The organism is Acinetobacter sp. ANC 4204, from assembly GCF_002135205.1.
Classification (GTDB): domain Bacteria; phylum Pseudomonadota; class Gammaproteobacteria; order Pseudomonadales; family Moraxellaceae; genus Acinetobacter.
Genome location: NZ_NEFZ01000013.1, coordinates 1 through 20,242, shown reverse-complemented (window position 1 = coordinate 20,242; position 20,242 = coordinate 1). Strand labels below are relative to the sequence as shown.

Here is a 20,242-nt window from a genome sequence, read left to right as displayed (position 1 = left end):
AAACCTAACCTCTGAGGAATTATCATGGAACTCACTTTAGGTCTAGTTGCAATTGCATCTGCTATCTTGATCGCTTTTGGTGCTTTAGGTACTGCGATTGGTTTTGGTCTTTTAGGCGGTCGCTTCCTTGAAGCTGTTGCTCGTCAACCAGAATTGGCTCCACAACTTCAAACTCGTATGTTCTTAATCGCAGGTCTTCTTGATGCTGTGCCTATGATCGGTGTTGGTATTGGCTTGTTCTTCATCTTTGCTAATCCATTTGTAGGTTAATCAGCTTAATTCCTAAATTAAACTATTGAGGAATAGCAATGAATATCAACCTCACATTGATTGGCCAAGCGATTGCATTTGCGATTTTCGTCGCATTCTGCATGAAATTTGTATGGCCACCACTAATCAATGCGATTAGTGAGCGTCAGCGTAAAATCGCTGATGGCTTAAACGCTGCTGAAAAAGCAAAAGCTGACCTTGCGGATGCGCAAGCTCAAGTGAAAGCTGAATTAGACGCGGCTAAAGCACAAGCGGCTCAATTGATCGAACAAGCGAACCGTCGCGGTGCACAATTGGTAGAAGAAGCTCGTAATCAAGCGTCAGCTGAAGGTGAGCGTATTCGTCAACAAGCAAAAGAAGCTGTTGATACAGAAATCAATTCTGCTCGTGAAGAATTACGTCAACAAGTTGCTGATCTTGCAGTAACAGGTGCTGAGAAAATTCTTAGCCAAAGAGTTGACGCAGAAGCTCACAATGCCATGCTGACTCAGCTGGCTGCTAAACTTTAAGAGAGGCGGATTATGGCTGAACTCTTGACGTTGGCACGCCCTTACGCTAAAGCAGCATTTGCTTACGCTTCTGAGCAAAATGCAACTGACAATTGGTCATCTGCATTGAATTTGCTCAGTGCTGCGGTGCAAGACGAAGCATTTTCAGCTTTCCTAACTCGCCCTGAGCTTACTCCTGCTGAGCAGGTAAGTCTTTTTGCAAAAGTATTAGGCGAAGACCAAACTGCAGCAGTGTCAAACTTTTTGACATTGCTTGCTGAAAACAACCGTTTGGCGCTTCTTCCTGAAATTTCTGCAGAATACGAGCAGCTCAAATCACAGAATAACAATACTGTGGATGTAGTGATTGAATCTGCATTCCCATTGACTTCTGTACAAGAACAATTACTGACTCATGCTTTAGAGAAAAAATTCGAAGCTGCGGTAAATGTAACTGTAGAAGTTAAACCAGAGCTTATTGCTGGTGTTGTTATTCGTGCAGGCGACCAAGTGATAGATGATTCTGCACTTAACAAGCTAGAAAAAATGCGGACTCGTCTTCTTGCTTAATTGCATAAGAAGACTGAACTTTAAAAAGATTGAGGTATAGCGCAATGCAACAACTGAATCCATCCGAGATCAGTGCGCTCATTAAACAGCGTATCGGCGATCTGGACACCAGCGCGACCGCTAAGAACGAAGGAACCATTGTTATGGTTTCCGACGGTATTGTGCGTATTCACGGCCTTGCTGATGCAATGTACGGTGAAATGATCGAATTCGACGGCGGCTTATACGGTATGGCACTGAACCTAGAACAGGATTCAGTGGGCGTCGTTGTTTTAGGTAACTACTTAAGCCTTCAAGAAGGTCAAAAAGCTCGTTGCACAGGTCGTGTATTAGAAGTTCCGGTTGGTCCAGAACTTTTAGGCCGTGTAGTAGATGCTTTGGGTAACCCAATTGATGGTAAAGGCCCAATTGATGCAAAATTAACTGATGCAGTAGAAAAAGTTGCACCAGGCGTAATCTGGCGTCAATCAGTGGATGAACCTGTACAAACTGGTTATAAATCAGTAGATACAATGATTCCAGTTGGCCGTGGTCAGCGTGAGTTGATCATTGGTGACCGTCAAACTGGTAAAACAGCAATGGCGATCGATGCGATCATCGCACAGAAAAACTCTGGCATTAAATGTGTATACGTAGCTGTTGGTCAAAAACAATCAACAATTGCTAACGTGGTACGTAAGCTAGAAGAAACTGGCGCTATGGCGTATACAACTGTTGTAGCAGCAGCGGCAGCGGATCCAGCAGCAATGCTTTTCCTTGCTCCGTACTCTGGCTGTACAATGGGTGAATACTTCCGTGACCGTGGTGAAGACGCATTGATCATTTATGATGATTTGTCTAAGCAAGCTGTTGCTTACCGTCAAATTTCATTGTTATTACGTCGTCCACCAGGTCGTGAAGCGTATCCAGGTGATGTATTCTATCTTCACTCTCGTCTACTTGAGCGTGCTTCTCGCGTTTCAGCTGACTATGTTGAGAAATTCACGAATGGTGAAGTTAAAGGCCAAACTGGCTCATTAACTGCATTACCAATCATTGAAACTCAAGCGGGTGACGTATCTGCATTCGTACCAACGAACGTAATTTCGATCACTGATGGTCAGATCTTCCTTGAAACATCATTATTCAACGCAGGTATTCGTCCTGCTGTGAACGCGGGTATTTCTGTATCTCGTGTTGGTGGTTCAGCGCAGACTAAAGTTATCAAGAAATTGTCTGGTGGTATCCGTACTGCACTTGCACAGTATCGTGAACTTGCAGCGTTTGCTCAGTTCGCTTCTGATCTTGACGAAGCAACGCGTAAACAGCTTGAACACGGTCAACGTGTAACTGAGCTTATGAAGCAAAAACAATATGCTCCATACTCAATTGCTGACCAAGCTGTTTCAGTTTATGCATCTAACGAAGGCTATATGGCTGACGTAGAAGTGAAGAAAATCGTAGACTTTGATGCTGCGTTAATTTCTTACTTCCGTTCAGAGCACGCTGCGTTAATGCAAAAAATTGACCAGACTGGTGCTTGGGACAAAGATATCGAAGCTGAATTCAAAGCTGGTATTGAAAAGTTCAAAGCGACTCAAACTTACTAATTTAGCAACTTGCTAATTAGTGTTGGTTTGGTTCACGGAATCAACCTTCGAGGGCTCGAAAGGGCCTTCGAATACTAGGTTAAGCGTATGGCAAATTTAAAAGAAATTCGCGCCAAAGTAGCTAGTATCAAAAGCACGCAGAAGATTACTCGCGCGATGCAGATGGTAGCAGCTTCTAAGATGCGTCGTGCGCAAGAGCGCATGGCTCAAGGCCGTCCGTATGCCGAAAATATGCACCGTGTAATTGCTCATTTGGTTCAAGCGAACCCTGAATATAAACACCGTTATATGGTTGAACGCCCAGTTAAGCGCGTTGGCTATATCATTGTGTCTTCAGATCGCGGCCTTGCTGGTGGTTTGAACATTAACTTGTTCAAAAAAGTGGTTAAACACGTACAACAGCAACAAGAGCAGTCAATTGAAGTTCAATTTGCTTTGATTGGTCAAAAAGCGGTTTCGTTTTTTAAAAACTACGGCGGTAAAGTGCTGGGTGCTACGACAAATGTCGGTGATACACCAAGCCTTGAACAGTTATCTGGTTCTGTACAGGTGATGTTAGACGCATTTGATAAAGGCGAGTTAGATCGTATTTATCTTGTGTCAAACGGCTTTGTCAATGCCATGACTCAAAATCAAAAAATCGAACAACTTGTTCCTTTAGCAACTGCTGAAGAAAACAAGACCCTTAACCGTCAATACGGTTGGGATTATATCTATGAGCCTGAAGCTGAAGAGCTTTTAAATGGCTTATTGGTTCGTTATATCGAGTCTGTGGTATATCAAGGCGTGATCGAAAACATCGCGTGTGAGCAGTCAGCTCGTATGGTTGCAATGAAAGCTGCAACGGACAACGCAGGTGATTTGATCAAGAGCCTACAACTTATTTATAACAAGCTGCGTCAAGCCGCGATTACTCAGGAAATTTCTGAGATCGTTGGTGGTGCCGCTGCCGTTTAACATTATTTTGAATTGAGGAGACAGCAATGAGTAGCGGTCGTATCATTCAGATCATCGGCGCGGTTATCGACGTCGAGTTTGAACGTAACAGCGTTCCTAAGATCTATGACGCTCTCCACGTTGATGGCACTGAAACTACATTAGAAGTTCAGCAACAACTTGGTGATGGCGTAGTTCGTACTATTGCAATGGGTTCTACTGAAGGCCTTAAGCGTGGTTTGAACGTAACGAATACTAACGCTCCAATCTCTGTACCAGTAGGTACAGCGACTTTGGGTCGTATCATGGACGTTCTTGGTCGCCCAATCGACGAAGCTGGTCCAGTTGCGACTGAAGCGCGTTTGCCGATTCACCGTCAAGCACCTTCTTATGCTGAACAAGCAGCTTCTACTGACCTTTTAGAAACTGGTATTAAAGTCATCGACTTACTATGCCCGTTTGCTAAAGGTGGTAAAGTTGGTCTGTTCGGTGGTGCCGGTGTTGGTAAAACTGTAAACATGATGGAGTTGATCAACAACATCGCGAAAGCGCACTCAGGTTTATCTGTGTTCGCTGGTGTTGGTGAGCGTACTCGTGAAGGTAACGACTTCTATCACGAGATGAAAGACTCAAACGTTCTTGACAAAGTAGCAATGGTTTACGGTCAGATGAACGAGCCACCAGGTAACCGTTTACGCGTAGCGTTGACTGGTTTGACTATGGCTGAGTACTTCCGTGACGAGAAAGACGAAAACGGCAAAGGCCGTGACGTACTATTGTTCGTAGACAACATCTACCGTTATACACTAGCAGGTACTGAAGTATCAGCACTTCTAGGTCGTATGCCATCTGCAGTAGGTTATCAACCAACACTTGCAGAAGAGATGGGTGTTCTTCAAGAACGTATTACATCGACTAAGTCTGGTTCGATTACGTCAATCCAAGCGGTATACGTACCTGCCGATGACTTAACAGATCCATCGCCTGCAACGACATTTGCTCACTTAGACGCAACTGTTGTATTGAGCCGTGACATCGCATCTTCTGGTATTTACCCAGCGATCGATCCACTGGATTCAACTTCACGTCAGTTAGATCCACTAGTTGTGGGTGCTGAGCATTACGAGATCGCTCGTTCAGTTCAAAACGTTCTTCAACGTTATAAAGAATTGAAAGACATCATCGCGATTCTTGGTATGGACGAACTTGCAGAAGAAGATAAGTTGACTGTTTACCGTGCGCGTAAAATCCAACGTTTCTTCTCTCAACCGTTCCACGTAGCTGAAGTGTTTACTGGTGCTCCTGGTAAACTTGTACCGCTTAAAGAAACGATTCGTGGCTTTAAAGGTCTTTTAGCTGGTGAATACGATCACATCCCAGAACAAGCGTTCTACATGGTTGGTGGTATTGACGAAGTAATTGCTAAAGCTGAGAAACTTTAATTAGTTACCTAATTTAGGAGATTCTCATGGCGACTATGCAGTGTGATGTTGTAAGTGTTCAAGAGTCTTTGTACTCTGGCACTGTAACGATGCTAATTGCTAAAGGTGCTGGTGGTGAGTTGGGTATTATGCCTGGTCACGCACCACTAGTAACTTTACTCAAGCCGGGCGCAATCCGCGTTCTACTTGAAAATGGTACAGAAGAGTTAATCTATGTATCTGGTGGTGTACTCGAAGTTCAACCGCATGTTGTGACGGTTCTTGCAGATACTGCAGTCCGTGCAGAAAACTTAGATGAAGCAGCAATTATTGAAGCGCGTAAACACGCTGAACAATTGCTTGCAAATCAAAAGAGCGACTTGGACTCTGCTGCCGCTTTGGCTGCTCTTGCAGAAACTGCTGCTCAGTTGGAAACCATCCGCAAAATCAAGAACCGTGCTCAGTAAGAGACGGTTTGAGATTAAAAAAGCCACCCGAAAGGGTGGTTTTTTTATGTCGAAAAAATTTAGTATAAATGGCGTTAATTCGAAAAGTGTGAAAATTTATGTTCAATGTTTCTGGCATTAGCATTGATCAACTTGCCGAGAGTGAGTTGGATGTTTTAAAAGTATCAAATGCATATTGTGATGCCGTGATGAGTTACCAAGGAGCACAAGTACTCGAATTTTATTCCAAAGTGAAACAACAGCCTTTGCTTTGGCTCTCTGAACTAAATTCTTATCAGGCAGGGACAGCCATTCGAGGAGGGATTCCTTTATGTTTTCCGTGGTTTAGTGCCCACTCACAACATGCCGATTTTTCTGCACACGGCTTTGCACGGAACCTGAAATGGAAACTTGTCAATGTTATTGAGAGTGAAGCAGGGCATGAAATTATTTTTGAATTGAGGGATTCAAATGTAACGCGCAGATATTGGGATGTTGCATTTAAGTTGAGTATGCATATTTATTGTGGTGAAAAATTGCAACTCATGATGCAACTGAGCAATTTAGATACAGTGGATATAGAATTTAGCTTTGCATGGCATAGCTATTTTCCTGCCAAAACAGAAATTGCTAAAATTTCGGGATTAGACAATACAACTTATATTGATCAATTGAATAACAATAAAGTTCAGAATCAATTTGAGCAACAGATTGAGTTTAAGTCAGAATTAGATCGCATTTATCCTCTAACAAGGGGGCAGTTTGTTTTAGAACAAGACACGCAGCACCAGATTTTTATTCGTAGTACTGCAAAAAGTGCAATTATCTGGAATCCTTGGATAGATAAATCGAGGCGTATTCTTGATATTCGAGATGATGCTTGGCAAGATTTCGTTTGTATTGAGTGCGGGCAAATTGCATCAGAGAAAGTATTTTTAAAAGTGGGAGAAATGATCCAATTTGAACTATGTATAGAGTAAATGGGAAGCCTTCGCGCAGTAAAGCCATCTAGATTGAGGCCAACGGATAGTACTCAAGTGAATATGTAGCTAAAGTTGCATATATTTCATTCAATAAAAAGTATAAGTTGATACAGTATTGTTAAGTGAATAAGACCATGAACCTGATTGCCTATGAAGCTCATTTTTGGGAGCTTTACCAAGACTTTGAGCGCTATTATCTGAGTATTGCCATTGATATGAGTTCGGTTGTGTCTTGTTGGGACTTGGTTTTGACGCAAGAAGAAATTTTGCAATATGAACATCGTGGCCGAGTCAGTATTCAGGAATTGGCCAAGTGCATCATAGAAGCCGCCTATAAAGGTGATTTTTCTAGCATAGAATCTCGTTTAGCCAAGCCTTATGAACGACAAGCGATGCAATTGGCCTTTAGAAACTGGATGAAAAGCACTCAAGTTTAGCAGTAAGCTAAATTTATTTTCTATTATGGTGGGTGGGCTTAATTCTTTTTAAGAAAGGCCTGACTGAGCTGATGGAGTAGCATCTGGCTTACAGCATCCTGCTGTTGCTGGATGAGTTGTTTGATTTGGTCGATCTGTGGCTTCTCTTGAGGAATGATGATGTCTTGGTCTATTTCTAGTTCAGAGATAGCACTTGGCTGTTCTGCGACCAAGTTAGAGGATGGATGTTCAGCATGCCAAAGCTGTGTTTCAAGTGACATGATGTACTTATATTCATCGGTATTTGGGTTAAACCGCTTATAAAGCCTTAAGTCTTGCATCGCATCTTGACGGCTTCGGTGTGGTGTATCTGTTTCGGTTTTTAGCCATTCAGATATCACGGGGTGAATTTCATGTTGCATCTGTTGGTAATAAACCCAGTCACTGAGTAGAGCATGGTCTATGTCCGAGACATAAGGATTATTCTGTTGTAGCAGTTGCTGTAAATGTTCTAAGACCAAAATTTCCTGCTGCTGTAAGGCGTAACGCGCTTCTGTGTTGATCTGTTGATATTCTTCTGCGGGAATTTCAGAGAAATATTGTTGATCGACAAAGGCATCGACAATATGTGTCTGGAACAGGTCATTCCATTGCTCTAGCGCATGTATTTCTAATTGCTGTAGTTCTTTAAAGCCTTTACTTTGATAATGATTTAACTTGATACGCTGAATATTTTGCTGATTAAGCTCAATTTTCTGTTTGATATACTCAGCATAGGCGCCTTGCTGTTTGGGGCTGACAGGGATTAGCACATCGACCAAAAGTAATTGTTGTTGCTGTTTGTATTTCAACCAATCTTGAGTGCGTTGGGTTTCTTTGTACTCTTTAGAGAAAAAATGGGTCAAATGTGGTGTCGTTTTTTCAGGCATTACAAAATGCATCACGCCAAAAACCATGATTGCTAAACAGACCACCACAAGAATGACTTTTTTCATTATAGAAATGTTTTTCTGTGTTTATTATTTGTAGATGTTAGCTCAAAAATGAGAAATAGTTAATATTTTTTCATCAAACTATTAAGTATGTATGGGAGAAATGGAAAACTCCCCATGACCTAGAATATTAACTTTATATAAAGCATTAAAGCCCTCAGCATGTTGTGGCTGCTCAAATTTTTTATAAGTGGCACGAACACCGACATCGGGAATGCAAGCTTTGCCTTCGCGTAAGCGATTACGTTGTAGAGCACTACTGAGTTCAGTTTCGAAACAATAGCCAATGATCTCGAAGCCTGCGTCCTTTGCCCTTTGAATATAGCGGGCTCGGTCAGCGATGGTTGGGTTGGTATTATCAATCACCATTTTGGTTTTTGAGGCCAGTCCTGCTTCAAACATGATCTTTTCACGATGCCTTGTTTTCAGCATGTCGAGGTTGATGCGTAAATGGCTATGGGCCAAATTTAGCAGATAATAGCTCGATTTTCCTGAAGCTTGGATGCCCATAAAAATAATCAGTTGCATATGTGATTTAAATACTCGCTGTGCGAGAAAGCCTTTGAATAATTTTCTCCCCTTATTGTTAAAGTCGCAAGACTTAAAATAATTTAAGACTGCTTTTCAGCTGCCGCATCGTTGTCCGCTTGTTGAGGAATCATCATAGAAGCCAGTTTCAGCATTTCGGATTGGATTGTGCCCATTTGTTGTTGAATTTTTTTAAAATCCACTTGGCTGAAATCCACTTGTCCATTTAAAAATGGTGAAACCAAAACTTGTTGGTTCGCGGAGAGTAAAGTATTACGAATATCGTTAATTTCTTGAGTTTTGAGGTTAAGGCTGTTCAAAGCAGCATTAAACCCAGTCAATTGTTTTTGTAAGGCAGAGGCTGCCTGTTGCAATTGTTGTTGATCGTGCTGATCAATTGCGGTTTGTAGATCGTTTTGGGTTTCTTGAAGCTGGGTGACATATTCTCCTGCTTTTAATTGCAGATCTGCTACATCACGGACGATATACAGCATGCTCCCTGTTTTGAGTTCAGGTTTTTCAGTGTTTTGCACATGTGCTGTTGAGCTCTGATCAGCGTTTTCAGTTTGAATATTTTGCTGGTTTGGTTCGGCTGCTTGTTCACAGCCAATCAGCAAAATGCCCGCACTAAACAAAGCAAAAGGGAGAATTAAGTTTTGTAAAAATTTTTTCATCATCAAATCAATATTGCGGCTATCTATTTTTAATATAGAGGCAAAATGTGCAGATAAAATAGAGTGTTTCAAAGTCATAACAAAACTATTTGAGAAGCTAAAAAAAAGAGTGCCGTGGCACTCTTTCTTCTGATTCGATATCAGCAGATAACTTAACCTGCAATAATTTTGATAATGGCATGTGTACGAATGTCTGTCAGTACATAGTCGCCATTCACTTTAATCCATTGTTGGTTTTTACCTGGTTTGCTCAATTTTTTAAACTTTTTATGGTCGACTTTGTAGCCTTGACCACGGTATTGAGTTGGTACGGGATTGCCTGGCTTCCAAGATGCTGATGGTCTTGGCGCTTTATCGTGGTTTGGTTTTTGTTGACCTGGTTGCTGTGCAGCTTGTGGAGCAGGTTTATGCTCGTCAGCATGATGGTTAGATGCATCTTTATGTGCATCATTGTGATTTGGCGCATCATTGTGATTTTGTGTTGCATGCTCTGCGTTGTTACGTTGATCTTGTGGAGCAGCAAATGCAGGAGCAGCAACTAATGCAGTTGAGAATGAAAAAATTACAGCTTTAATTAAACGATTCATAATTGACCTTTTTAAATATTGTATGCGTTGATGGCGTAAGTTACAGGGGCAATAATGCAATATTACGCAGCTTTAACTGGTTTTTTTTCGCCAGTTTTGTGTTGCGGTTGTGTGTGGTTCTGAGGTGTAACTTTCTTGCTTGTTGCCTTTTTAGGTGTTTCTTTTTTCTTTTGTACAGCTGGTGTTGGTGTCTTAGATTGCTTTTTTACAGCTACTGGCTTACTTGCGTCAGCTGCTTTATGTACGTGCTGTTGAGTTGCTGCTTGAGTTTTAGCAGGTTGCTGTTCTGCTTGTGCTGCAAAAACAGGTGCAGCGACTAATGCTGTGGATAATGAGAGAATAACTGCTTGCACCAAATGTTTCATAATCGACCTTTCAATTCATATCTGTCTTGTTCTGATGTTGCTATTACAACAGTAAGTGTTCGAGTTAATTTGGATTTTATGTTGTATAAAGTTTAAAACTGTGGAGGAATAAAGGAGACGAATGAAAAGTAGGTCAGAAAGTAAGAATCTCACTTTCTGAGCATATGAGCTGTTTTTACTTTAATAGTTCAGCATTGATTGCATCGACGATACGAGGATCATTGGCTGTAATATCGGGTGCGAAGCGCGCAACCACTTCTCCATTTTTATTGATTAAGAATTTTTCAAAGTTCCACAGTACCTCAGGTGGTTCATTTGGTGTTAAACCGTAGTCAACTAAGTCTTTCCACCATGGACCTTCTCCAATACGTTCAGGAATGGCTTGGGTCAGAGTTTGGTATAGCGGATGTTTGTCATCGCCTGCAACTGAGATTTTTGAGAAGAGTGGAAAATCAACTTGGTAATTGAGTGAGCAAAATTCTTGAATTTCAGTATCTGAACCAGGCTCTTGTGCTAAGAAATCATTAGCAGGGAAGCCTAAAATTTCTAGACCTTGAGATTTTTTGTCTTGGTAGAGTTTTTCTAAACCTTCGTATTGTGGTGTCAGTCCACATTTAGATGCAACATTCACCACCAGTAGCACTTTACCTTGGTACTGGTTTAGGTTGATGTTTTCACCCTGAATGGTTTTGACTGGAATGTTATAAATCGAAGTGCTCATTTGAGTGTCCTTATATAAAGTCTATTTTATTGTGTTGTAAGCGTTCGCCAAAGTCACGTCAATTTGATGTCTCATCACAACAAAAAGCAAGCCGAAGCTTGCTTTAATGTTTTGCTTTAAGGTTAAGGAGCGTGAGCTGCTTTGACTTTGGCTTCTAAAGCCGTGACATCAGCCATGATGGTTTTCTGTAGTTCCATGGCTTTGTTTTGAAGCTCGGTAATTTTTGCGCTATCTGGCTTTGTTTCAATACTCTCTTTAGTCAGCTCAATGCCAAGGTTATTGGCATCCTGCATTTTTTTACGTAAGGCATCCACCTCAGTACTTTTTAAAGTTAAAGCGTCAAGCTCATCATTAAATTGTTTGACATAGGTTTCTGTTTTTTCAAGCACTGCTTTAAGTTGTGTCGAATCTTTCTTTTCGACAACTGCTGCAACTTCTTTTTGGAATGCTGTGGCTTCCTGTGCTTTTGCATTTGATAAGGTTTCTACGGCCAATAAATCGGCTTGAATATCAGCAATGTTATTATTGCTATGATTAGCAACGACGGTGGTTGCCTCGGTGGAGGTTGTTTCAGATGCAGACGTTGTTTGTTCAACGGCTGGTTCAGTTCCTTTCTTTTCACATGCGGCCAAAGATAGCGTGGCCAAACAGACTGTGGTTAAAAGTAACTTTTTCATAAGAACATCCTTCTATCGGGAAATATGCTTGGTATCTGCCAAAGTCGCAGTGCAATGACAAATCTATTCAAAATGCGTTTCTCATACGCTATAAATAAGATGCAGAGATGGCCGAATGCGTTCTATGGTGTTTTTGTAGAGTTGGAATGTAGAAAGTGATGACTGTAATCTGTTTTGCACTTATGATTAACGCTAATACTTTGTTTTTTATTGATTTTAAATCTAAAAAATAAATGTATCAATTATGTTGAATACCCAAATGATATTCGAATAAACTGAAAAAATGCTTTAACATTCATCTAAATTTTGCATACAAAAGTTGAACTGGATTAGGCATGAGTACTACACAACAACGAATGTATTGGGCTTTGAGTTTACCCATCATTGCTGTACTGATTTGGTCAATCAATATTGTGGTCACGCGTTATGTGGCAGATTTTATTTCACCCGTGAGTATTAGCTTTTATCGTTGGTTCTTTGCTTTTATCCTTTTAACTCCTTTTGCACTCATTCCTTTATGTCGTAAATGGGTATTGATCCGAGGACATATTTGGCAACTCGCGGTATTGAGCGCATTTGGTTTAGTGTTGTATCAGGGCTTAGCTTATACGGCTGCCCATTATACCACTGCGACTAATATGGGGCTGATTAATGCCTTTATTCCGATCTTTACCATTTTTGTTTCATTGTTGATTTTAAAAGATATTCCAAATCGCTTTGCGATTATTGGCAGTATTCTCTCTTTTGCTGGTTTGGTCTATATCATTGGGCAGGGCAATCTGGCGGGCTTAGTTCAGTCTGGCGGACACTTTGGTGATGTCTTGATGGTGGTTGCTGTCTTTTTCTATGCCTTTTATGGCGTGTTTTTAAAGAAATGGCAATTACAGATTCCACTCATGTTGAGCCTTTATGTCCAAATCTTTTTTGCGCTGCTTTATCATTTACCATTTATTGCATATTTCGGACTGGATTCAATCAATAGTCAAAATGCAGCGAGTGTACTATATGCCAGCATCTTTCCTTCATTGGTGGCACCGATGGTTTGGATGCTTGCAATTACGCGTTTAGGGCCAAACCGAACCAGCATTTTTATGAACTTGATGCCTGTTTTTACTGCAGTAATTGCATTTTTCTGGTTAAAAGAAGCGTGGACGGTCTATCATACTGTTGGTGGTATTGTGATCATCTTGGGTATTTTACTCGCACAGCGAAAAACGCTACAAAAGGTTTCTACTTTGACGGGTCATTTAGATTAAAAGGTTGAAAAATGTACAAACAGATGTATTTTGAATAGAATAATTCATTCATTTTTTTGTTTGTAATAGTATTTTTAGATTAACCATGTTCTTTAATATGCCTAAAAAATCATTAAAAATAGACAGATAATTTTAATTATCTTTCAATTATTCAGATTAATCATGCTTTTAGACGCATGATTAATACAAAAAATCTATTTGTTAGAAGTTACATTTTGCTACATAATACGCGCACTGCGAAACGATGATGCTTTTAAACAGTGCATTTGCTTTTGCTCAACGGTTTTCAGACCCTCTGGATGTGATTACACATCCTTTTTTATGCTCAGCCATCCCTATATGGCTGAGCTTTTTTTTGTCTATTTTTCCTATAAATTTTGATAAGAAGCCTATTTTTAGGCACGAACCACTTCACCGGTTTCTGCATCAAGTATGCGACTTGGTTCTTGGCTTAGCCCTAAGTCACCATTTAGATAACTCACCTGTTGGGCAAAATATTGGCTTGCATCTTGTAATGAGCGTGCAGGATCGAGTCCAGCAGGATTGGCACTGGTGGAAACAATAAAGCCCTGAAAAGCATTGCACAGGGCAACGCAAATGGGATGTGTGGTGACGCGAACCGCAACTTTAGGATGATTGCCTTTAATCCATGTCGGAATATGTTCATTTGCAGGCAAGAGCCATGTGGTTGCACGTTCAGATGGACTACGATGACTCCAGCTATCAATAACTTGCTGGCGAATAGTAGGATCTAGATGTTCTAAAAGCGGTTCAACTTGAGAAATTTGCCCGGCCAGTAAAATGACGCCTTTTTCTATAGGACGCTGTTTAATCCGTAGAATGTCCAAAAATGCCTGTTCGTTATAAGGATCACAGCCTAAACCCCATACTGCTTCTGTTGGATATGCTAAAACTTGACCATGTTTTAAACATTGTGCCGCTTCAGTCACAGAGGTGGTAATCATTACACGTGGTACCTTTTATTGGGGAAAGAGGGACTATTGTGAACTTTATTGGTGAGAACGGCAACGCAGATAATTTCCAGCCTGTTGTTGTGCAAGTCCCAAAATTTCCAGTTCCATCAATTGACTGGTGAGTGTGGCAATATCCACCCCAAGTTTAAAATTGAGCTGATCCATATTCTGTCCAACCCAATCCAGTTGATTATAGAGCTCAAGTAAATCGGGGGGAATTTCAAGATCTGCATTTTCATGCAGTCCATTTGCTTGAGATTGGCTATGCCACTGGGTAGGGAGCGCTAAATCTTCAATGACCTGTTCAGGATGATCAACCAAAATAGCTCCTTCACGAATCAATTGATGGCAACCTTGATGGTGTTCACTGTAAATATGCCCTGGAATGGCAAAAATGGTTTTTCCTTGCTCTGCGGCTCTTTGTGCGGTTCCTAGAGAGCCACTTTTTAAGGCTGCTTCTGCAATGACAACCCCTAGACTCAGTGCACTGACGATACGATTCCGCCGTGGAAAATTACGCTGTAAAGGTGGGGTGCTGGGCAGAAACTCTGTAATAATGCAGCCATTATTTTCTAATATTTGTGTGCGGAGCGTTTGATGTTGGGAGGGGTAAGTGAGATCTAAGCCTGTACCTATCACCGCAATTGTACGTTGATGTTTTAATCCACCCTGATGCGCCGCAGCATCAATGCCCTCAGCTAAGCCACTGGTAATGTAAAAGCCTTTTTCTGCCAAGTAATAAGCAAAGTCATACGCGATTTGCTTACCTTGGGGGCTCGGCTTACGACTACCGACGATAGCAACTTGAGCTTGCATTAAGTTTTGTAGATTACCCTGACCAAACAAGACTGGCGGCCGATCTGCATAAGGGAGTAACTGAGAGGGGTAATTGCTTTCGGTTTCTAGCAAGATAAAATCACAACTGGTTTGGATGTTATGCAGTACACTTTGCAATCTGTTTTGTCCAGCAGGCGTTTGTAGCTCTGCTACACGTTGCAGGTGGCTTTTGTGCAAACCGAGTTTGGACCAAGTATTGAGATGAGCTGGAGCGACGGCTTCACTGCTTGAGCCAAAATGAAGTTGTAATTTTTGAAAGCTCGATAAAGAATGCTGAACTAAATACCACAGGGTGATTGTTGCAATCTGTTCATGTGATAATGAGTTCAGCATATATGTACCTTAAAGCAACGGATTATTCATCCACAACCGATGGATAAATATGAGCGCCCAAGTTCATTGGTAACTCACTGTCGAGTACATAAGCATAACTAACGCGGTCAAAGGTTTTGAATACCATGATGTTGCCAATACGCTCAGTTGGAAGAGTGAGTTTTTCATTGGTCTTCGGATCACGAATTTCTTGACCCTTTTGGCTGACCGCGAACACATAGCCTGATTGAACGCCATCCATTGTGCCACGGTCAATGGTTACAACTGAATGCTTCGCTGCCAAACCAATCGAACCTTGAACACGAATCACTTGACCGCCACCAGTCACATCTTGTGCATGTGTTGGGTAGAACAAGGTTGGAAGCATGGCATCATATTCAGGTAGGACACGATAACCACGACGGACTTCAGAATTATATGAGTCTGTAATTTCTAAAGTTGACATGTCATTTTCACCACGGATGGCAATGGCTGAACCAACCTGAGTCAACTCTAAACCTAGATTTTGTTTTTTACCTTCTGCATCCGTCACAATATACGGTTCGCCTTCACGGTAAATCGCGTAGCGCTGACCGACTTGAATGCCTTGACCACGTGCATAAACAGTTTGGCCTTTACCTGCAATGACTCGTTGATCTGCAGCACCGACAATATATGGTGTATCTTTTAATGATTCTTCAGGCAGAATAGTACTGTGTTCTAGCCAGTTCTTAATATATTCAAGTGGAATCACTGGAATTGCATTGTTTAATGATTCAACGCGAGCTTGTGGTTGAAGTTTGGTGCCACCTGCATAACGACGAATAATCCCTTCACAGCCATCACCTTCGTCTTTGCCAATGATTGGGCGACCTTCATAGGTACACATCAGCAAGCGGTCACCTGGGAAAATCCAGTGCGGGTTTTTAACATGTTTATTACTTGCCCAAATTTCAGGCCAGCGGACAGGATTATTGAGAAAACGTTTAGAAATATCCCACAAGGTATCGCCTTTTTTCACCACATAAACATTCGGTGCATTGGCTTTTAGAGCAGGTGGATTGGTATTTCGAGCAGGTGCTGCATGTGCTGTAGAAATAACGCTTGCTCCAACGCTTACACAAATGGCAAGAGCTAGTATGTGTTGCTTAAACCCCAAGGCACTAAAAGATGGCATGCCCATAAAAACCTTTTTCATTATCATAATTCCTAAAATTATGTATGTAGTTGCGTTATAATAACGATATTACACACATTTTTTTGATCAAGCATTCCCTTCATTTGGTTTTTTGATCAATGGCATAATTGAGGACGCAGTATGGCCTTATTACCTATTTTAAGTTTTCCTGATCCCCGTCTTCGTACCATTGCAGAACCCGTCGAAGAAGTTACTGATGAAATTCGTCAGCTGGCTACAGATATGTTTGAAACCATGTATGAAGCGCCAGGCATTGGACTTGCCGCGACACAAGTTGATCGTCATATTCAGTTAATTGTCATGGACTTGTCTGAACATAAAGACCAACCTTTGGTATTCATTAACCCCAAAGTCACCCCATTGACCGAAGAAACACAGCCCTATGAAGAAGGCTGTCTATCAGTTCCTCAAATATACGATAAAGTTGCGCGTCCGTCACGTGTAAAGATCGAAGCAATTAACCTTGAAGGTCAAGCATTTGAGGTCGAAGCTGACGGACTTCTCGCTGTTTGCATTCAACATGAAATGGATCACTTAAATGGCAAATTATTTGTCGATTATCTGTCGCCGCTGAAGCGTCAACGTGCACGGGAAAAAGTGGAAAAAATCACGCGTCAACGTCAAAAAGACAAAGTAGCCGTAAAACGTTAATTTTTCCTAAATTTCATAAACAAAGCCCAATTTTGATTGGGCTTTGTTATATACTTCGCACGTCCTCAACTTAGGTGGAATGGATTGTTCTTTAGAGCTGCGTTACTACTGTCTTGTGTAGCCGTGTTTTTACAGATTGCTGTTTTTTTACAGCCTTTGCTTCCGACGCAATATCAAATTGCGCCGGTCTGTGAAACCATTACGCGTGCGCTTTTACTCAAGCCAGTTGAACATCTCAGTTCTCATGCTGAAAAGCATTCCACGCATCATCATGATATGCAGACTCAGCATGAACTCAGTTCACAACATGCTGAACACAATCATCATGATGCCAGTCATCAATGCCAATACTGTACGGTGTACGGTAATTTAGTCTTACCGCCCGATTTAGAGTTGAAATCGGTACTCGATCGTATTCAAGTCCGTTTAGTTGCATTTCAAAAAGCCTTTGTGCATGTTTGGTTTGCGCTGCAACAACTTTTCTTATTGCCTCAAGGGCGAGCACCGCCACTATTTGTATAAACCTAGACATTTATTTTTCGGGTCTTAACGGACTCTAGCCTAGTTGTATTTATAGATTTAGTGAGAATAAAAATGGCTCAGCCTACATTCTTTTTACAGCCTCTTGCGGCTGCGATTTCTCTTGCTTGTTTTTCAAGTGTCGTATTTGCCACAGAGACAGACAGTGCGCATATTTTAGCGCCGATTGTGGTGACGGCTCAGCAGGGCAATGATGCCAATGGTCTCATTGTACATGCCGATCCGAAGCAACCCACGCAGCCAATTCCTGCAGTTGACGGTGCAGCCTACCTACAAAGTATTGTCGGTTTTAACCAGATCAAAAATGGCGGTGCGAATGGCGATGTCACCTTCCGTGGTATGTTTGGTTCCCGTATTAAAATCCTCACCGATGGTACGGAAAACCTAGGCGCATGCCCAAGCCGTATGGATAATCCAACGTCGTATGTTTCTCCTGAAAGCTATGACAAAATCACGGTCGTAAAAGGGCCGCAAACTGTTCAGTATGCGCATACTGGTTCAGCCGCAACTGTTATTTTTGAACGTGAACCTGAACAGCTCACTTCGGCGAAACCTTATCGTGGACAAGCCAGTGTCATGCTTGGCTCTTATGGTCGTTTAGATCAAAATATTGAAGCTGCTGTTGGTGATGAAAAGAAATATGCACGTTTAAATGCTAACCGTTCGATTGCAGGCAGTTATCAAGATGGAGCGGGCGATACGGTTCCCTCGGATTGGGAAAAATGGAATGCAGACCTTGCATTAGGCTGGACTCCGAATGAAGACACATGGATAGAGCTAAAAGGTGGTAAAAGTGATGGTGAGGCTGTTTATGCTGGACGTAGCATGGATGGCTCTAAATTTGCCCGTGAAAGTCTAGGTTTGCATCTGCAAAAGAAAAATGTCAGCGAGGTGATTAAGAAGGTCGAAGCACAAGTTGACTATAGCTATAACGACCATGTTATGGATAATTTTCGTTTAAGAACGCCACCAACAACGACTATGACGATGAATGGCATGAGTATGACTGTGCCAAATAAGATGGAGATGGAGGTGACACGTCGTACGTTGAATGCGCGTGCTGCAATGACTTCTGAATGGGACAAAGTCAGCCTGATGACAGGAATAGACTCACAGCGTAATAAGCATGGTGGCAATATGATTATGTACGCTATGCCGAGTATGAACTCTCCCTTTAAAACCAATATGGAATTTGAGTCTTATGGGGCTTTTGGCGAGCTGAGTTATGCATTCAATGATCAGCATAAACTGGTAACAGGTGTACGTGTCGATCAAGCGAAGATTGATAATTTAGCCACTAATACAGAGCGTAAAGAAACTTTGCCAAGTGGTTTTATTCGAATTGAAAGTGAGCTTGCGGAACATCTTAAAACTTACGCAGGTTTAGGTTATGTAGAGCGTGTGCCTGATTATTGGGAATTGTTTAGTACCAAATATCATCAAAGTGCAGGTACGACCTTTGCCGATTTAGAGAATGAAAAAACCGCGCAGTTTGATGCAGGCTATCAATATGAACAGGGTGCTTTTAAATCATGGGCTTCTGTTTACGCAGGTTTGATTCAAGACTATATATTAGTGGCGTATACCCCGACAGGTTCAATGGGCAAGTTAGAAGCCAAAAGCCGAAATGTCGATGCAACCATTGCAGGTGCTGAAGCAGGTGTGGCTTACCAGTTGACGGATCAAATTCAAGCGGACATCAGTGCCATGTATGCATGGGGTGAAAATACAACGGATCACAGCGCTTTACCGCAAATTGCACCATTAGAAGGACGTTTCAATCTACGCTATGTGCAAGAAAAATATAACCTTGGTTTATTATGGCGTGTGGTTGCAGCACAAGATCGTACTAGCTACCGAGAAGGCAATATCATTGGATATGATTTAGAAGACAGTAAAGGTTTTGGAACGCTGTCTTTAAATGGGACTTATAATATCCAAAAAGATCTAGACCTTTCAGTCGGAATAGATAATGTGCTGAATAAAAACTATGCCGAGCATTTGAATAAACTTGGAAGTTCAGGTTTTGGTTATGCTGCAACAGAACAATTTAACAATATAGGGCGTAATTATTGGGCACGTATCAGTATGAAGTTCTAAAAATATAGAGTAATCATCGCAACAGCCTGTCTAGAAATAGATGGGCTGTTTTGCTTTGTAAGTTAAAAAATGTTTGATAAAACAGCATGCTGAATAAAGATTCAACAGAAAGTGGCTGAGGAAACAGCAGTTTAAAGATAGCAATTGAGTTGATTTTTAAAATATATAATATAAACAATATGTTAGGGTGTAAAAATATATACCGCACGGGTTGAATTTAAGTGGTTATGAAAATGAGTTAAAATTTATAAAATAAATTTAGTATAAATAACAACAACTTAAATTTATGTGAGTTTGAAAAGTAAACATGTGAAAATATTTATTCAGAATAAGTGTTGCAAGGGGATAGAAATGCTGTAGAATGCACATCCATCGGCGGTGATGAAGATTAAAACTTCTGATAAAACAGCAACTTAGTTAAAATTGATTGAGTTGGGTTTTAGAAGGAGAGTTTAAAATAATTTAAATTACCAGTTGACTTTTAAGAGATTGAGAGTAATATAGCCGACCTAGCTTGATGGTGACGAACCATTGAGAAGATCATTAAGAGATTATGAAGAACAACTTGTGTGGATTTTTACTGATTGATTGATCGAAAATATTTCATTGATTGATGGTAGAAATTACTCGAAGTTTATTTGAGCGAATTTTTAGTCAGAAAATTGATGAGCCAGAATTGTGACCTTAAGTCACTAAATGATTTTAACTGAA

General features: G+C 41.1%; 23 protein-coding genes. 13 read left to right on the top strand and 10 right to left on the bottom strand.

Annotated elements, in window-relative coordinates; all coding sequences use genetic code 11:
• Positions 1–24 precede the first annotated feature (24 nt).
• The 9 genes from atpE (at position 25) to B9T36_RS18000 (ending at position 7,140) form a co-directional block, all read left to right on the top strand.
• On the top strand, positions 25–270 hold the full coding sequence (gene atpE / locus B9T36_RS18040) for a F0F1 ATP synthase subunit C (protein WP_000424060.1): 246 nt from the start codon (positions 25–27) through the stop codon (positions 268–270).
• Between the two features lie 38 nt (positions 271–308).
• On the top strand, positions 309–779 hold the full coding sequence (locus B9T36_RS18035; RefSeq protein ID WP_086210811.1) for a F0F1 ATP synthase subunit B: 471 nt from the start codon (positions 309–311) through the stop codon (positions 777–779).
• 12 nt (positions 780–791) lie between these two features.
• Entirely contained in the window at positions 792–1,328 is a 537-nt protein-coding gene (locus B9T36_RS18030) for a F0F1 ATP synthase subunit delta (protein ID WP_086210810.1), read from the top strand.
• A gap of 44 nt (positions 1,329–1,372) precedes the next feature.
• Entirely contained in the window at positions 1,373–2,917 is a 1,545-nt protein-coding gene (gene atpA, locus B9T36_RS18025) for a F0F1 ATP synthase subunit alpha (protein ID WP_086210809.1), read from the top strand.
• Between the two features lie 87 nt (positions 2,918–3,004).
• On the top strand, positions 3,005–3,874 hold the full coding sequence (gene atpG, locus B9T36_RS18020; protein ID WP_004984038.1) for a F0F1 ATP synthase subunit gamma: 870 nt from the start codon (positions 3,005–3,007) through the stop codon (positions 3,872–3,874).
• Positions 3,875–3,900: 26 nt separating this feature from the next.
• Complete coding sequence (atpD, locus tag B9T36_RS18015) at positions 3,901–5,295, top strand: F0F1 ATP synthase subunit beta (protein WP_004684425.1); 1,395 nt, start codon at positions 3,901–3,903, stop codon at positions 5,293–5,295.
• A 26-nt stretch (positions 5,296–5,321) separates the two neighbouring features.
• Positions 5,322–5,741: a F0F1 ATP synthase subunit epsilon gene (locus B9T36_RS18010; RefSeq protein WP_086210808.1), complete on the top strand. Its 420-nt coding sequence runs from the start codon at positions 5,322–5,324 to the stop codon at positions 5,739–5,741.
• 98 nt (positions 5,742–5,839) lie between these two features.
• Positions 5,840–6,700, top strand: a complete 861-nt coding sequence (locus B9T36_RS18005; RefSeq protein ID WP_086210807.1) for a D-hexose-6-phosphate mutarotase — start codon at positions 5,840–5,842, stop codon at positions 6,698–6,700.
• Between the two features lie 137 nt (positions 6,701–6,837).
• Positions 6,838–7,140, top strand: a complete 303-nt coding sequence (locus B9T36_RS18000; RefSeq protein WP_086210806.1) for a hypothetical protein — start codon at positions 6,838–6,840, stop codon at positions 7,138–7,140.
• A gap of 38 nt (positions 7,141–7,178) precedes the next feature.
• Here B9T36_RS18000 and B9T36_RS17995 read toward each other — a convergent pair whose 3' ends face one another.
• From B9T36_RS17995 to B9T36_RS17965, 7 genes are all read right to left on the bottom strand, one after another.
• Positions 7,179–8,114, bottom strand: a complete 936-nt coding sequence (locus B9T36_RS17995; protein WP_086210805.1) for a hypothetical protein — start codon at positions 8,112–8,114, stop codon at positions 7,179–7,181.
• Between the two features lie 81 nt (positions 8,115–8,195).
• Complete coding sequence (locus B9T36_RS17990) at positions 8,196–8,639, bottom strand: AAA family ATPase (protein WP_086210804.1); 444 nt, start codon at positions 8,637–8,639, stop codon at positions 8,196–8,198.
• An 83-nt stretch (positions 8,640–8,722) separates the two neighbouring features.
• Positions 8,723–9,313, bottom strand: a complete 591-nt coding sequence (locus B9T36_RS17985) for a hypothetical protein (RefSeq protein ID WP_086210803.1) — start codon at positions 9,311–9,313, stop codon at positions 8,723–8,725.
• 152 nt (positions 9,314–9,465) lie between these two features.
• Positions 9,466–9,900 carry an RcnB family protein gene (locus B9T36_RS17980; RefSeq protein ID WP_086210802.1) on the bottom strand — a complete coding sequence of 145 codons (435 nt, stop codon included), beginning with the start codon at positions 9,898–9,900 and terminating at the stop codon, positions 9,466–9,468.
• 62 nt (positions 9,901–9,962) lie between these two features.
• The gene (locus tag B9T36_RS17975) at positions 9,963–10,265 is read right to left on the bottom strand and encodes a hypothetical protein (RefSeq protein ID WP_086210801.1); all 303 of its coding nucleotides are present in this window, start codon (positions 10,263–10,265) and stop codon (positions 9,963–9,965) included.
• 175 nt (positions 10,266–10,440) lie between these two features.
• Positions 10,441–10,986, bottom strand: coding sequence for a glutathione peroxidase (locus B9T36_RS17970; RefSeq protein ID WP_086210800.1), 546 nt, complete (start codon positions 10,984–10,986; stop codon positions 10,441–10,443).
• A 122-nt stretch (positions 10,987–11,108) separates the two neighbouring features.
• Entirely contained in the window at positions 11,109–11,663 is a 555-nt protein-coding gene (locus B9T36_RS17965) for a hypothetical protein (protein WP_086210799.1), read from the bottom strand.
• A gap of 335 nt (positions 11,664–11,998) precedes the next feature.
• Here B9T36_RS17965 and B9T36_RS17960 point away from each other — a divergent pair, with 335 nt between their 5' ends.
• A complete protein-coding gene (locus tag B9T36_RS17960) occupies positions 11,999–12,919 on the top strand; it encodes a DMT family transporter (RefSeq protein WP_086210798.1) in 921 nt (306 codons plus the stop codon).
• 395 nt (positions 12,920–13,314) lie between these two features.
• On the opposite strand, the gene B9T36_RS17955 is transcribed toward B9T36_RS17960, so the two are convergent.
• Genes B9T36_RS17955 through B9T36_RS17945 form a run of 3 tightly spaced genes read right to left on the bottom strand, consistent with a single transcriptional unit; the run spans position 13,315 to position 16,240 of the window.
• Complete coding sequence (locus B9T36_RS17955; protein WP_086210797.1) at positions 13,315–13,884, bottom strand: L-threonylcarbamoyladenylate synthase; 570 nt, start codon at positions 13,882–13,884, stop codon at positions 13,315–13,317.
• Positions 13,885–13,929: 45 nt separating this feature from the next.
• On the bottom strand, positions 13,930–15,063 hold the full coding sequence (gene dprA / locus B9T36_RS17950) for a DNA-processing protein DprA (protein ID WP_086210796.1): 1,134 nt from the start codon (positions 15,061–15,063) through the stop codon (positions 13,930–13,932).
• A gap of 22 nt (positions 15,064–15,085) precedes the next feature.
• A complete protein-coding gene (locus B9T36_RS17945; RefSeq protein WP_086210795.1) occupies positions 15,086–16,240 on the bottom strand; it encodes a LysM peptidoglycan-binding domain-containing protein in 1,155 nt (384 codons plus the stop codon).
• Between the two features lie 120 nt (positions 16,241–16,360).
• On the opposite strand from B9T36_RS17945, the gene def reads away from it, so the two are divergent.
• The 3 genes from def to B9T36_RS17930 all read left to right on the top strand — a co-directional run bounded on the left by def (position 16,361) and on the right by B9T36_RS17930 (position 19,531).
• Positions 16,361–16,891, top strand: a complete 531-nt coding sequence (gene def / locus B9T36_RS17940) for a peptide deformylase (RefSeq protein WP_086210794.1) — start codon at positions 16,361–16,363, stop codon at positions 16,889–16,891.
• Between the two features lie 84 nt (positions 16,892–16,975).
• Positions 16,976–17,413, top strand: a complete 438-nt coding sequence (locus B9T36_RS17935; protein WP_086210793.1) for a DUF2946 family protein — start codon at positions 16,976–16,978, stop codon at positions 17,411–17,413.
• A 72-nt stretch (positions 17,414–17,485) separates the two neighbouring features.
• On the top strand, positions 17,486–19,531 hold the full coding sequence (locus B9T36_RS17930) for a TonB-dependent copper receptor (protein ID WP_086210792.1): 2,046 nt from the start codon (positions 17,486–17,488) through the stop codon (positions 19,529–19,531).
• Positions 19,532–20,242 lie beyond the last annotated feature (711 nt).

Excerpts from the sequence above, each read along its gene's own strand:
- B9T36_RS17945 (WP_086210795.1), bottom strand. The coding sequence starts at position 16,240 with ATGAAAAAGGTTTTTATGGGCATGCCATCTTTTAGTGCCTTGGGGTTT.
- B9T36_RS18000 (WP_086210806.1), top strand. The coding sequence starts at position 6,838 with ATGAACCTGATTGCCTATGAAGCTCATTTTTGGGAGCTTTACCAAGAC.
- B9T36_RS17985 (WP_086210803.1), bottom strand. The coding sequence starts at position 9,313 with ATGAAAAAATTTTTACAAAACTTAATTCTCCCTTTTGCTTTGTTTAGT.
- B9T36_RS17930 (WP_086210792.1), top strand. The coding sequence starts at position 17,486 with ATGGCTCAGCCTACATTCTTTTTACAGCCTCTTGCGGCTGCGATTTCT.
- B9T36_RS17980 (WP_086210802.1), bottom strand. The coding sequence starts at position 9,900 with ATGAATCGTTTAATTAAAGCTGTAATTTTTTCATTCTCAACTGCATTA.
- atpG (WP_004984038.1), top strand. The coding sequence starts at position 3,005 with ATGGCAAATTTAAAAGAAATTCGCGCCAAAGTAGCTAGTATCAAAAGC.
- B9T36_RS18035 (WP_086210811.1), top strand. The coding sequence starts at position 309 with ATGAATATCAACCTCACATTGATTGGCCAAGCGATTGCATTTGCGATT.
- B9T36_RS17955 (WP_086210797.1), bottom strand. The coding sequence starts at position 13,884 with ATGATTACCACCTCTGTGACTGAAGCGGCACAATGTTTAAAACATGGT.
- def (WP_086210794.1), top strand. The coding sequence starts at position 16,361 with ATGGCCTTATTACCTATTTTAAGTTTTCCTGATCCCCGTCTTCGTACC.
- B9T36_RS17965 (WP_086210799.1), bottom strand. The coding sequence starts at position 11,663 with ATGAAAAAGTTACTTTTAACCACAGTCTGTTTGGCCACGCTATCTTTG.
- B9T36_RS17990 (WP_086210804.1), bottom strand. The coding sequence starts at position 8,639 with ATGCAACTGATTATTTTTATGGGCATCCAAGCTTCAGGAAAATCGAGC.
- B9T36_RS17975 (WP_086210801.1), bottom strand. The coding sequence starts at position 10,265 with ATGAAACATTTGGTGCAAGCAGTTATTCTCTCATTATCCACAGCATTA.
- B9T36_RS18030 (WP_086210810.1), top strand. The coding sequence starts at position 792 with ATGGCTGAACTCTTGACGTTGGCACGCCCTTACGCTAAAGCAGCATTT.
- B9T36_RS18010 (WP_086210808.1), top strand. The coding sequence starts at position 5,322 with ATGGCGACTATGCAGTGTGATGTTGTAAGTGTTCAAGAGTCTTTGTAC.
- B9T36_RS18005 (WP_086210807.1), top strand. The coding sequence starts at position 5,840 with ATGTTCAATGTTTCTGGCATTAGCATTGATCAACTTGCCGAGAGTGAG.
- dprA (WP_086210796.1), bottom strand. The coding sequence starts at position 15,063 with ATGCTGAACTCATTATCACATGAACAGATTGCAACAATCACCCTGTGG.
- atpE (WP_000424060.1), top strand. The coding sequence starts at position 25 with ATGGAACTCACTTTAGGTCTAGTTGCAATTGCATCTGCTATCTTGATC.
- B9T36_RS17995 (WP_086210805.1), bottom strand. The coding sequence starts at position 8,114 with ATGAAAAAAGTCATTCTTGTGGTGGTCTGTTTAGCAATCATGGTTTTT.
- atpA (WP_086210809.1), top strand. The coding sequence starts at position 1,373 with ATGCAACAACTGAATCCATCCGAGATCAGTGCGCTCATTAAACAGCGT.
- atpD (WP_004684425.1), top strand. The coding sequence starts at position 3,901 with ATGAGTAGCGGTCGTATCATTCAGATCATCGGCGCGGTTATCGACGTC.
- B9T36_RS17970 (WP_086210800.1), bottom strand. The coding sequence starts at position 10,986 with ATGAGCACTTCGATTTATAACATTCCAGTCAAAACCATTCAGGGTGAA.
- B9T36_RS17960 (WP_086210798.1), top strand. The coding sequence starts at position 11,999 with ATGAGTACTACACAACAACGAATGTATTGGGCTTTGAGTTTACCCATC.